Origin of the sequence: Sphaerisporangium viridialbum, from assembly GCF_049674955.1 — a bacterium.
In the GTDB taxonomy this organism is placed as follows: domain Bacteria; phylum Actinomycetota; class Actinomycetes; order Streptosporangiales; family Streptosporangiaceae; genus Sphaerisporangium; species Sphaerisporangium viridialbum.
In genome coordinates this window covers 3,758,100-3,770,241 of the sequence record NZ_CP187232.1, presented here as the reverse complement: position 1 = coordinate 3,770,241, position 12,142 = coordinate 3,758,100, and the positions used below count along the sequence as shown (strand labels likewise).

The window sequence follows — 12,142 nt, the reverse complement described above, 5'->3', positions numbered from 1 at the left end:
ACCCACTTTAGAGCGCGATCCGCGCTACCGCACTGCGAGCTGTCTGGCCGATCTCGGCGGCGTCGCGCACTCCCGCCTCGGTGACGTAGGCCGAGACCAACTCGCCGGGTACGGCATCCAGGACGTGCTCTTCGACGCGCCATCCGTTTCTCTGAGCACGTTCACTGCTCGGCCACGGATGCAGGAGCCGCGCTGTGAGGTCCGCGCCCTTCACAGAGGTTCTCTTACGGTCGTACTTCAGGCACTCAGCGGGAGCTATCACTGACACGTCGTTCTCACGGCAGAGCAAGCCGAGCATCACCGTCCCCACGGTGTTGGCCATGGAGCCGTCGGCATAGAACGACTCGACGCCGGTGACGAAGGCGTCGACGCCGCCGATCACTCGTGCGGCAGACATGTCAGGGATGTACACCACACTGTGCCCCGACGCGGCGACGAGTTCCGCGACTCTCTCTCCTTGGCCAAGGGGCTCACCGGCCGTCACCACGACCCGGTGCGCCCGTCTGCTGCCCAGCTCAGCGATGATTCGAATAACCATGCTGCTGTAGTCGTGGACGAGGAGAGTCTCCGTTTCCTCCAGCACCGAGACCGCGTGGTCCACCACCTGAGCCCCGGCATGACGTCGGTAACGAATAAGCGAATCAGCTCGTTCGACGACATCCTCCGCGCGCCCTTCGCGGCTCGCCGCAGCCATCAGATCGACCGTGTTGACATACAGCGCGGTGTCCGGCTTCAGGGCACAGAACCTCCGACCCGCCGCAGTGACCTCAGCGAACACGTCAAGGCCTTCGGCTTGGGCGGCGACAGCCAACTGGGCCATGGCCTCGGTGATCCGGTCGGCACAGGCGCTGGCACCCACCAGCCGATAGGAGACCAGGTCCTGGTAACACGCGACCCCCTTTTCCGGCCACCACGTAGGGAGTGCGTCGTTCACTGGACCGCCCCTGGATGAGCACGGGTCGCGGGAACCGCGGAGCCGGGAAACACGTAGACCATCTCGACCGGCTCTTCGCCGGCTCGTATCGCGTGCCAGCAGCCTTCCTCGATGAGGATCGCGTCTCCTGGCCCGAAGGGGTGTTCGGACGTGTCGGTGACCATCCACCCGGTTCCGGACAGCACGTACGCGATCTCCGCACTGGCGTGCTCGATGAGCGCGCTCGTACGTCCAGGGAGCACCTGACTGATCCCCATCAGCAGCGGACTTCCGTCCGCATGAGGCGCGCCGAGCAGCACCCGCTGGGTACCGGCATCGCCGAGGGGAACGGCGGGTACCTCGGAGGCGTGGACGACGCGCGTCGTCGGAGCGGCCCGCCCTTGCTCGCCGGTCACTTCGACCCTCCGTGTTCGGCCAGCCAGTGGTCCGCGATCTCGTCGCGGGTCAAGTAGGCGACGTCCGCGAAGCCACGCGTGTAGTCGAGGAACCGCTCCAGTCCTGCGATGCGGCCAGGCCTGCCGATGATGCGGGGATGCAGGCCGACCGACATCATGCGGGGACGCCGCTCGCCTTCGGCGTAGAGCACGTCGAACGAGTCCTTGAGGTATTCGAAGAACTGTGTGGAGGTGGCTATCCCCGGTGACTGCCAGAATCGGAAGTCGTTCACATCCGGGCTGTAGGGAACGACGAGATGACGCCTTCCCGTGGTCTCGACGAAGTAAGGCAGATCGTCGTTGTAAGCGTCGCAGTCGTAGGTGAAGCCTTCGGCGACGACGAGCTCGCGCGTGTTCACGCTCGGTCCGTAGCGGCAGTACCAGCCACGCGGCCTCGACCCGAGCGTCTGCTCGAACGACGCCATGGCTTGGCGGATGTGTTCCCGCTCCTCGTCGCGGCTCAGCCGGAACGTCTCCTCCCAGCGGTAGCCGTGACTGACGACGCAGTGACCACCGGAGAGGATGGCTCGGGCTACCTCGGGAGCTTGTTCCACCGCGACGGCGCAGGCGAAGAACGTCGCCTTCACGCCGTACTTCTCAAGCAGCTCGAAGATGCGCCATATGCCCACGCGGGAGCCGTACTCGTACATCGTCTCCATGGCGAGGTTGCGCACCTGACCAGGCAGTGAGTAGGAGCTCCACTCGGTGGACGTCTCCTGATCGGCATCGCCCATCGCGAACGAACGTTCAGATCCCTCTTCGTAGTTCACCACCAGTGACACGGCGATACGCGCCCCGCCTGGCCAGCCTGCGGCGGGCAGATCGCGAGCGTATCCGACGAGATCACGTTCAGGGCCCGACGTCTCGGCCATGGTCATATACCGAACCTCTCTGTGCGATTGCAGGGTCAGACGCCGATCGGGTGCCAGACGGTCTTGGTCTCAAGCCAGGCGAGCATGCGCTCGAGGCCGGGGGTGACGGCCCAGTCGGCGGAGTCGGTGCGCAGGACGCGCTTGAGGTTGTCGGCGGCCGCTATCCGCAGCTCGACACCGAGGGCATCACCGGCTCCGGCGAGGTCGATGGCGTTGACGTCCATGTGCGAGGCGAGCCAGGGTGCCACCTCGGCGGTATGGCCGGTGAGGACGTTGACCACACCGGCGGGGACGTCGGATGTGGCCAGGACCTCAGACAGAGTTACCGCCGGCAGGGGGGCATTCTGACTGGCCAGAAGCACGGTGGTGTTGCCGGTGACGATGGCGGGAGCCAGGACCGAGACCAGGCCGAGCAAGGAGGAGTCCTGTGGTGCCAGGACGGCCACGACGCCGGTGGGTTCGGGGATCGAGAAGTCGAAGTAGGTTCCGGCGACGGGGTTGACCGAACCATGGACCTGGGTGACCTTGTCCGCCCACCCGGCGTACCAGACCCAGCGATCGATGGCCTCGGATACCGAGGACTCGGCCTTGCTCCGGTTGGCTCCCTCCCCTGCGGCGACCTCGTCGACGAACTGCGCCCGACGACCCTCCAGCAGTTCGGCGACGCGGTAAAGGACCTGGCCCCGGTTGTACGCCGTGGCGCCCGACCAGCCAGGGAAGGCCTTGCGTGCGGCTACGACGGCGTCGCGGGCGTCCTTGCGAGAGCCTTTCGCGGCGTTGGCGAGAAATCGGCCCTCGGTGTCGGTGACCTCGTAGATGCGACCACTCTCCGATCGCGGGAACGACCCGCCGATGTAGAGCTTGTAGGTCTTGCGAACCGCGAGACGTTCGCTCATCGGACCGCTCCAGGGTGTTCCCGGCCGATGACGGTGCGGGAGAGCGTGGCGGGTACACGCACGGTCTCCCCTACGATCGGGCGACGGTGGGTGTCAGACATCGAGGTAGGCCTCCAGACCGTGGCGGCCGCCCTCGCGGCCATGACCGGACTCCTTGTACCCGCCGAACGGCGACGCCGGGTCGAAGCGGTTGAACGTGTTGGCCCACACGACACCGGCTCTCAGCCGGTTCGCCATCCAAAGGATCCGCGAGCCCTTGTCTGTCCATACCCCGGCGGACAGACCATAGGGGGTGTTGTTGGCCTTCTCGACGGCTTCATCCGGGGTGCGGAAGGTCAGTACCGACAGCACCGGGCCGAAGATCTCCTCACGGGCGATCCGGTGGGCCTGGCTGACCCCCGTAAAGATCGTCGGAGGGAACCAGAAGCCCCGGTCCGGCAGCTCACACGGTGGAGACCAGCGCTCGGCCCCCTCGGCCTCCCCGATGTCGGACAGGTACCGGATGCGTGCCAGTTGCTCCGCGGAGTTGATCGCGCCCACGTCGGTGTTCTTGTCCAGCGGGTCTCCGACGCGGAGCGTGCCGAGACGGCGTTTGAGGCCGTTCAGCACCTCGTCGTAGGCACTCTCCTGCACCAGCAGCCGTGAACCGGCGCAGCAGACGTGGCCCTGGTTGAAGAAGATGCCGTTGACGACTCCCTCAACCGCCTGGTCGATGGGGGCGTCGTCGAAGACGATGTTCGCCGCCTTGCCGCCGAGTTCAAGGGTGACCTTCTTCCTCGTACCGGCCACCGCGCGGGCGATCATCTTGCCGACCTCGGTCGAGCCGGTGAAGGCGATCTTGTTCACGTCGGGGTGGTTCACCAGGGCGCGCCCCGTCTCGCCGGCGCCCGTCACGATGTTCACCACACCGGGCGGCAGGTCGGCCTGCCGGCAGATCTCGGCGAACAGCAGAGCGGTCAGCGGTGTCGTCTCAGCCGGTTTGAGCACCACCGTGTTCCCGCACGCCAGCGCCGGGGCGATCTTCCAGGACAGCATCAGCAGCGGGAAGTTCCACGGGATGACCTGCCCGGCCACCCCCAGTGGCCGCGGCGTCGGCCCGAACCCGGCGTGGTCGAGCTTGTCGGCCCACCCGGCGTAGTAGAAGAAGTAGGCCGCCGCCAACGGGACGTCCACGTCGCGGCTCTCACGGATCGGCTTGCCGTTGTCGAGCGACTCCAGGACCGCGAACTCGCGTGCCCGCTCCTGGATCAGCCGCGCGATGCGGTAAAGGTACTTGCCACGCTCTCTTGCCGGGAGCCGCGACCACGTGCGGTCGTAGGCCTCGCGTGCCGCGGCCACCGCCCGGTCGACGTCGGCCGTGCTGCCCTCTGTCACCTCGGCGAGCACCTCCTCCGTCGAAGGGCTGACCGTCTTGTAGACGCGTCCCCCGGTCGTGTCGACGAACTCTCCGCCAATGAACAGCCCATACGTGGACTTGATGTCCACGATCGACCGGGACTCCGGCGCCGGGGCGTATTCGAACTTGCTCGGCATGACGATCAGCCTCAGTCCAGGGTGAAGTAGTCGGGGCCCGAGTAGCGGCCGGTCACGATCTTCGTGCGCTGCATCAGCAGATCGTTGAGCAGGCTCGAGGCCCCGATCCGGAACCACTCCGGTGTCAGCCAGTCATCGCCGGCGGTCTCGTTGACCATCACGAGATTCCTGATCGCGTCCTTGGTGGAACGGATGCCGCCCGCCGGCTTCACTCCCACTTGCCGGCCGGTGGCTGCGCGGAAGTCCCGCACCGCCTCCAGCATGACCATCGTCACCGGTAGAGTCGCCGCCGGAGTGATCTTCCCGGTGGAGGTCTTGATGAAGTCGCCACCGGCCAGCATCGCCAGCCACGAGGCCCGGCGCACGTTGTCGTACGTCGCGAGCTCACCGGTCTCGAGGATCACCTTCAGATGGGCCGTGCCGCAGGCCTGCTTGACCGCCACGATCTCCTCGAAGACCTGGAGATAGCGGCCGGACAGGAAGGCCCCGCGGTCGATCACCATGTCGATCTCGTCGGCGCCCGCCGCAACCGCGTACCTGGTGTCCGCCAGCTTCACCGGCAGGCTCGCCCGCCCGCTGGGGAACGCGGTCGCGACGCTCGCGACGTGTACCCCACTGCCCCTCAGCGCCTCTGCCGCGACCGGCGTCAGGTCGGGATAGACGCACACGGCCGCGACCCTCGGGACGGTGTGGTCCGACGGATCGGGCCGCATCGCCTTGGCGCACAGCGCCCGGACCTTGCCGGGGGTGTCCTGGCCCTCCAGCGTCGTCAAATCGATCATCGAGATCGCGAGGTCGATCGCCCAGGCCTTGGCCGTGGTCTTGATCGAGCGGGTGCCCAGCGTGGCGGCGCGCGCCTCCGCGCCCACCTGGTCCACGCCCGGAAGCCCGTGCAGGAAACGGCGCAGCGAGGCCTCGGAAGCGGTGATCTCATCGAGCCGGCCGTCCTGCGGTGGACCTGCCGGCGCGTCGGTGATCACTGGACTGGCCGCCTTCGTCTCAGCGTGTCCTCGTAGGCGTCGTACACCGAACGATAGGCATTGTTCTCGTCGGCCTCCGCGCGAACCGACTGCACGATGGGATGACCGGCCTCCACGAGCAGTTGAGCCGTGCGCGCGACCGCCGCGAGCCCGGCGGACATGGCCAGGACGGTCGTGGCGGCGCCCACCGGTTCTTCCAGACCGTCGATATCGACGAGTGCCTCGCCGCGGGGCGAGAAAGTGTCGATGGTCAGGTCCGCGAGATCAGCCAGTTTCTGTCCCGAACTGTGCCGGGCCGCGGCCGCGCTCGCCGAGGATGAGGAGACGGCGATGACGGTCATGTTCCGGCTCTTGGCGTACCGCGCCGCGTCGACCACCACGGCACTGGTGCCTCCGTGGGAGAAGATCAGCAGGACGTCGCCGTCCTGAAGGTGCTGGCCGTCGAGGAACACGTCCGCGTACCCCTCGGTGTTCTGCAGGAACAGCATCTCGGGCAGACCGAAGGAGCCGAGAACGTTGAACCAGAACAGCCGAGGGTCGATCAGCGGGTGAAGGCCGACGAAACTGCCGTAACGCGGGAAGATCTCCAGCGCTGGGAGCATGGAGTGGCCGCTGCCGAACAGGTGCACGATGCCGCCGCGAGCGATGCAGTCGGCCATCGTCCGGGCGGCCGCCTCTACCTGGCCTGCCTGCTCGGTCTCGATGCGGAGCAGCAGGTCCCGCAGGTCCCGCAGGTAGGTGGTCGAAGCGGGGGCGTCGGCGCTCATGCCTGACCCGTCGCCGGCCCGGCGGGCGTGTCGGTGTTGTACATCTCAGGCCCCCACTGGTCCGAGTGGTCGATGAGTGGGCGGTTCACCCATTTGTTGTTGACGAGATCAGGGTTCTCGCCGCGGGATTCCGCGAGCCGCAACGCCAGCCACTGCAACGGAAGGATCCCGATGAACGGCAGGTCGTCCTCGCTGAGGCCTTCGGGGAGCCTGAGCGCGTGGGTGCACGCCGTCGCCAGCTCATCGTGATCGGTAATGGCGATGGTCACCGTGCCGAGCTTTTCGAGCCCCCTGGCCAGCTCGACCGCCCGGGACACCGCTCTGCCGGCAGGTGAGATGATCACTACTACGGTTTCCGGCCGTACGGTGAAGATCTCGCAGTGGATCATCTGTTCCAGCTCGACGCTGTGGGCGGGAATCGTCGCCGCCTCGTATGCCTTGGCCATCCCATATTCGGCGACGGCCAGACCCAGTCCGCTGCCCGTGTAGATCCAGTGCTCGCCGGTGAGCCTCGACTCCGGGATCTCCGCGACCTGACGGCGGGACTCCTCGATGTAGGCGGTGAGCCGGCCGGGATCGAACGAGCGGATTTCCCGGCCGGCCTTCGACGCCAGTCCCTCGGCGAGCATCCTCATGAACAGTGCGACCGCCTGGAAGCTCGCGGTGCGGCAGTTCGACTTCTCCTCACGGACAGAGTTGTCGATCCACATGTCGGCCGTGCGGGCCAGCTCAGAGTCGGGATTGGCGGTGACGGCCACGACGTAGGCACCGCGGGAGCGGGCGGCACGCGCGGCTTCCAGCACACGGGCGGTGGTTCCCGAGTGGGACACCGCCAGCACAACGGAGCGGGGGGTCAGTGACTGGTAGGTCTCCCGGGACAGGTGCATGGCGTGGAGCGCGCGCAGACGCAGCCCGGCCAGACGAGCGAACCACACCTCCGCGCAGACGCCGGCGAACAGGCTGTCTCCGCATCCGGTGACGACCCAGTCATCGACACCTCGATCCGAGACGGCCTCCAAGAGGGCTGCGACCGGTCCGCCGAACGAGTCGGCGGCCAGGCGCAGAACCTCGGGCTGGCGCGGGATCTCCTGCTCCAGAAGCGACGGAGCCTGCGTACTCTCGGCGGCTCGCGTGTCATCAGCTCTGGTCTTGGACAAGCTCTTCCCTCTCCAATGATGGTGTCTCGATGCGGGACTGGAGTCGATAGCGACCGGCCCGCTCCAGACTTGAAAAGACAGCGGGTACCTCGACGCCGACGGACTGCACCACGAAGGACGCCGCCACGCAGCCGGTGACGGCAGCCGCCACGGCGCGCTCGCCTCTGGCCAGTCCCACGAGGAAGCCGCCGTTGAAACTGTCGCCCGCCCCCGTGGGATCCGACACCTCTATGTCGGGGACCGCCGGGACAGGCACACCTTGGAATGCGCCGGAGTCGTAGACGACGACACCGTCGCGTCCGCGCTTCACGACCGTCAGGGGACAGTCGAACGATGCGACCGCCGCCTGTAGCGAGGCGGGATCATCTGGCGTGCCGGCACCGAACAGGTGACGGATGTGCTCGATGCTGGGCAGGAAACAGTCCGACAAGCGCGTCAGGTCCCGCAACCGCTCCAATGCGTCCGGGGCGGTGAGGTAGTGAAGCTCGGTGTCGAGAGCGACACGGGCACCCTCCGCCTTGAGCGCTTCCACGAGATGACGCTGTTGCTCAAGGGTGGTCGGCGCCACGAGAACCCAGCGGCCCTCAAGCTTCAGGTCGGTCAGGTCCTCAGGTTGCGGAGTCTGCGCGACCAGCACGTCGAAGCTCTCGATGTCGAATACGCGCGCGCCGTCCGCGGCGTACCGGGCGACGTTGTGGATGCTCCTCCCCGGCAGGACCCTGACCGAGTCCGTGTGGACACGTCCCCCGTCGAGGTGCTGGAGTTCCAGCCGCGCCAGGGGATAGTCGGAGCCGACGCGAGTGACGATGGCGGCGTCCCCTTGGGCGAGGAACGCACCGAGCGCCGCGTAGCCCGCGGCCCCTCCCGTGGTGGCCGGCAGTGTCTGACCGTCCTGCAACCGGATCTCGTCGATGGTCAGGTGGCCGGCGATGACGATGCCTGCCGACTCCGCGACGAGCACGTCTTCGGCGGTGACCTCTTCGTCGGGCCTCCGGACTCGCCGGCCACGCAGAGCATCGCTCAGGGTGACGGCGAGGATGGTCAGGATGAAGGGGACCATGAGCACGAACTGGGGTGGGAAGTCGGTCCGGATCTGCAGGAGGCCGGCGAGTGCCTGCGCGAACCCGAACAGCAGACAGGCCACCGTCGTGCGGCTGACGAGACCGGCACCGAAGATCACCGCGGCGAACGCGATGATCCCTCGCCCCGAGGTCATGTTCTCGCTGAACAGGTGGACCGACCCGATGGCCAGTTGCGCGCCCGCGACTCCACACAGGACGCCGCTGATGAGGACGCTGGCGAACCGGACGCCGGCGACTCGTACTCCTGCCGCGCGCGCCGCCAGCGGGGCTTCACCCGCGGCCTTGAGCCGCAGTCCGAAACTCGTGCGGCGGAGCACGTAGCTCACGGCGAGTACCGCGGGGATGAGTGCCCACACCAGGACGTCACGGTTGTTGAAGACCTGGTTGAGAACAGGGATGCCGTCAAGCCAGGAAAGGTGTAGCTGGGGATAGCCGGTGGCCAGCTCCAGACGGCTTTCGGAGGCTTGGGCGTTGGACAGCAGAAAGGTGGTCAGCCCAAGGGCGAACACGTTCACGGCGATGCCGACGATGACTTCGTCCGCCTTGAACCCGACCACGATGACGCCCATGACGGCGGCCGTCAGTGCCGCGGCCGCCACTCCGGCCAGGGTTCCCACCAGGAGTGACCCTGTGGCGCTCGCCGCGGCGACCGAGAAGTAGGCCGAGAGCAGCATGAAGCCCTCGAGACCGATGTTGAAGATGCCGGCTCGTTGCGTGAAGATGCCGCCGAGTGCCGCGTAGAGAATCGGCGCGGCCAGCAGGATTCCCGGTCCCAGCAGACCGATGAGATCATTCACGGTGGCCTCCGCTCACCGAACGGACGGTGAAGCGCCGTTTGAGCTTCGTCCAGGTCTCCGGCAGCCCCCGGGGGGCGATGAACAAGATCACCGTGGCGGTGAGGACTGAGGCGATGTACTGAGAGACACCGGTGAAGATCTGCAGACCCAGACCTCCTTGGGACAGGGCTCCGAAGAAGATCGCAGCGAACGGCGCCAGTAGCGGCGACGTGCCCACCAGCAACGCGGCGAGGATCCCGTTGAAGCCGATGTCCGCGGGGAAAGGGGTGATGTCTGCTTGGAAGACTCCGCCGACCACCGCGGCTCCGGCGATCCCGGCCAGGGCCCCGCTGAACAGCATGCCCGTGATCATGACGCGGGTCGTGCCGATTCCTCCCGCCCGCGCGGCCTGGGGGTTGTGACCAAAGAAGCGCAGCTCGTAGCCCAGCGTGGTGCGGCGCATCGCCCACCAGATGAATACGGCCGCGGCGACCCCGAGGGGGAGCAGGAACGTCACCCGTGAGTCGGGCAGTACCACGGGGAAGTGCGCGGACGGGTGCAGGCTCTCCGTCTGGGCGTTCGAGCCCGGCTGCACCGAGGCGGCCCGGAACGGTCCCTGGACGAGGTAGTCGTTGAGCAGGGCGGCGACGTAGCTCAGCATGAGCGACGTGAGGATTTCATTGGTTCCCCAGCACACCTTGAGCAGGACGGGTGGAAGCGACCACAGGGCGCCGCCGACCGCTCCAGCCACGATCACCAGGCTTACCAGCACCGGTCCTGGCAGCCCGGCGAGTGCGGGGCTTGAGCCGATCACCGCCGCGACGAACCCGCCCATGACCACCTGGCCTTGCCCGCCGGCGTTGAAGATCCCGGAACGGAACGCCACGACGAAGGACAGTGCCGCGAAGATGAGTGGTGTGCTCTGGGCCAGCGTCGCCTTGATCTCCGTCGACGACCCGAAGGCGCCGTCGTAGAGCCCTCGGTACGCCTCCAGCGGGTCCTCGCCCACCGAGATCAGTACGAGGGCGCCGACGATGGCGGCCAGGGTCACGGCGACGACGATGGCGAGGATCCTCAGCCCTGTCGTGCCCAGTACGATCCGGCGCGGGACCTGGGTAAGAGTGCTCACGCGGTAACCCCCATGGCCAGGCCTCCCAGGCTCTCTTCCGTCGCCTCGCTCCGGTCCAGTTCCCCCGCGATCGATCCGTTGTAGAGAACGACGGCACGGTCACAGAGGTCGCACGCCTCTCGCAGGTCAGACGTGACGAGAAGGATCGACATGCCCTCGTCCCTGAGCCGTCTCAGGGTCTGGCGGATCGCGAACGCGGCCGCGACGTCCACCCCCTGAGTGGGCTGCACCGCGAGTAGAACCTTCGGCTGCTTGCTGACCTCGCGAGCGACGACGACCTTCTGCGCGTTACCGCCGGACAGCGTTCCGACGGCGACACCCGGACCGCTCGCCACGACGTCGAACTCAGCGATCTGGCGAACCGCGAAGTCGCGCGTCGCGCGGATCCTGCGCAGCCCGTTGCGGGCGAACTTCGCGCGACGATGCTGCCCCAGAACGAGGTTGTCCTCGATGGGCAGCTCGTTCGCGAGTCCTTCCGTCGGACGTGACTCGGGAATGTAGCCGAGACCCTGTCTCCGTCGGCGGCCGATGCCGGCGCTCGTGACGTCCACGCCGCCCAGCCGGATACGACCGGCTGTGGAACGTTGCAATCCCACGATCGTTTCGACCAACTCACGCTGCCCGTTCCCCTCCACACCGGTGACCGCGACGATCTCTCCCGGATGAACGCTGAGAGACACGCCGTCGACACGGCGGCAGCCGATCCGGTCGACCGCCACGAGATCCTCCACCTCGAGGGTGGGCGATTTCCTGATAGGTGCGGGTCCAGGGACGGTATGTGTCTCGCTTACCGACAAGGAGACATCTCGCCCGACCATCAGCCTTACGAGCTTCTTCTCGTCAAGCTCGGCGGTCGGGGCCTCCGCCACCACCTTCCCGCCCCGCAGCACCGTCACGTTCTGCGTGACAGCGAGGACCTCTCGCAACTTGTGCGTGACCAGCACGACGGTGGTGCCGCGCGTGGTCACGTCACGCAGCACGGCGAACAACCGCGCGGCCTCCTTGGGAGTCAGCACAGTCGTCGGCTCGTCCAGAATGAGCAACTTGGCATCGTGGTAGAGCGCGCCGAGGATCTCGGCACGCTGACGCATCCCGACGGACAGCGAGTCCACGATCGCCTTCGGATCGATGCCCAGCCCGTTCTCACCGCTGAGCCGTGCGAGTCGCTCGATCACGACCCGTCGCGGGGATCGGCTTCGCCCGGCCAGCGACAACATGACGTTCTCGGCGACAGAGAGCGAACCGACGAGCAGCGACGTCTGGTGCACCATGGCGACACCATGCGCGAGAGCGTCACGCGGGCTCCCGAAGGCGACCGCCTTGCCGTGCAGACGGATGGTTCCCGAGTCCGGCACGTACAGGCCATAGATCATGCGCATGAGCGTGGTCTTGCCCGCGCCGTTCTCACCCACAAGAGCGTGGATCGTCTCGCCCGGCACCCGGAGCCCGACGTCGTCGTTCGCCACCAGCGCACCGAAGCGCTTGGTCAGCCCAGTCGTCTCCAGCGCGATTCTGTCGGCGGGAAGATGCCGCCTCTCGGCGGCGCCCTCCGCCACCGCACCCAAACCCGTCATCGTTGACC

At 67.1% G+C, this 12,142-nt stretch carries 11 protein-coding genes; all 11 read right to left on the bottom strand.

Annotated elements, in window-relative coordinates:
- Positions 1-7: 7 nt before the first annotated feature.
- The 11 genes from ACOZ38_RS16550 to ACOZ38_RS16500 all read right to left on the bottom strand — a co-directional run bounded on the left by ACOZ38_RS16550 (position 8) and on the right by ACOZ38_RS16500 (position 12,116).
- On the bottom strand, positions 8-934 hold the full coding sequence (locus ACOZ38_RS16550; RefSeq protein WP_424531613.1) for a hypothetical protein: 927 nt from the start codon (positions 932-934) through the stop codon (positions 8-10).
- Complete coding sequence (locus tag ACOZ38_RS16545; RefSeq protein ID WP_424531611.1) at positions 931-1,329, bottom strand: cupin domain-containing protein; 399 nt, start codon at positions 1,327-1,329, stop codon at positions 931-933. Before ACOZ38_RS16545 ends, ACOZ38_RS16550 begins: the two co-directional genes overlap by 4 nt.
- On the bottom strand, positions 1,326-2,102 hold the full coding sequence (locus ACOZ38_RS16540; RefSeq protein ID WP_424531609.1) for a polysaccharide deacetylase family protein: 777 nt from the start codon (positions 2,100-2,102) through the stop codon (positions 1,326-1,328). Before ACOZ38_RS16540 ends, ACOZ38_RS16545 begins: the two co-directional genes overlap by 4 nt.
- A 173-nt stretch (positions 2,103-2,275) precedes the next feature.
- Positions 2,276-3,136, bottom strand: coding sequence for an aldehyde dehydrogenase family protein (locus tag ACOZ38_RS16535; RefSeq protein ID WP_424531608.1), 861 nt, complete (start codon positions 3,134-3,136; stop codon positions 2,276-2,278).
- A gap of 93 nt (positions 3,137-3,229) precedes the next feature.
- A complete protein-coding gene (locus ACOZ38_RS16530) occupies positions 3,230-4,669 on the bottom strand; it encodes an aldehyde dehydrogenase family protein (RefSeq protein ID WP_424531606.1) in 1,440 nt (479 codons plus the stop codon).
- 11 nt (positions 4,670-4,680) lie between these two features.
- The gene (gene deoC / locus ACOZ38_RS16525; protein ID WP_424537028.1) at positions 4,681-5,598 is read right to left on the bottom strand and encodes a deoxyribose-phosphate aldolase; all 918 of its coding nucleotides are present in this window, start codon (positions 5,596-5,598) and stop codon (positions 4,681-4,683) included.
- A 47-nt stretch (positions 5,599-5,645) separates the two neighbouring features.
- On the bottom strand, positions 5,646-6,416 hold the full coding sequence (locus ACOZ38_RS16520; RefSeq protein WP_424531604.1) for a sugar isomerase domain-containing protein: 771 nt from the start codon (positions 6,414-6,416) through the stop codon (positions 5,646-5,648).
- On the bottom strand, positions 6,413-7,573 hold the full coding sequence (locus tag ACOZ38_RS16515; RefSeq protein ID WP_424531603.1) for an SIS domain-containing protein: 1,161 nt from the start codon (positions 7,571-7,573) through the stop codon (positions 6,413-6,415). Before ACOZ38_RS16515 ends, ACOZ38_RS16520 begins: the two co-directional genes overlap by 4 nt.
- On the bottom strand, positions 7,554-9,452 hold the full coding sequence (locus ACOZ38_RS16510; RefSeq protein WP_424531601.1) for a PfkB family carbohydrate kinase: 1,899 nt from the start codon (positions 9,450-9,452) through the stop codon (positions 7,554-7,556). The genes ACOZ38_RS16515 and ACOZ38_RS16510 overlap by 20 nt, the downstream gene beginning before the upstream one ends.
- Positions 9,445-10,560 carry an ABC transporter permease gene (locus tag ACOZ38_RS16505; RefSeq protein ID WP_424531599.1) on the bottom strand — a complete coding sequence of 372 codons (1,116 nt, stop codon included), beginning with the start codon at positions 10,558-10,560 and terminating at the stop codon, positions 9,445-9,447. The genes ACOZ38_RS16510 and ACOZ38_RS16505 overlap by 8 nt, the downstream gene beginning before the upstream one ends.
- Complete coding sequence (locus tag ACOZ38_RS16500; RefSeq protein ID WP_424531597.1) at positions 10,557-12,116, bottom strand: ABC transporter ATP-binding protein; 1,560 nt, start codon at positions 12,114-12,116, stop codon at positions 10,557-10,559. The genes ACOZ38_RS16505 and ACOZ38_RS16500 overlap by 4 nt, the downstream gene beginning before the upstream one ends.
- Between the last annotated feature and the right edge of the window lie 26 nt (positions 12,117-12,142).

Coding starts and splice junctions, on each gene's coding strand:
- ACOZ38_RS16520 (WP_424531604.1), bottom strand. CDS start 6,416: ATGAGCGCCGACGCCCCCGCTTCGACCACCTACCTGCGGGACCTGCGG.
- ACOZ38_RS16530 (WP_424531606.1), bottom strand. CDS start 4,669: ATGCCGAGCAAGTTCGAATACGCCCCGGCGCCGGAGTCCCGGTCGATC.
- ACOZ38_RS16535 (WP_424531608.1), bottom strand. CDS start 3,136: ATGAGCGAACGTCTCGCGGTTCGCAAGACCTACAAGCTCTACATCGGC.
- ACOZ38_RS16540 (WP_424531609.1), bottom strand. CDS start 2,102: ATGGGCGATGCCGATCAGGAGACGTCCACCGAGTGGAGCTCCTACTCA.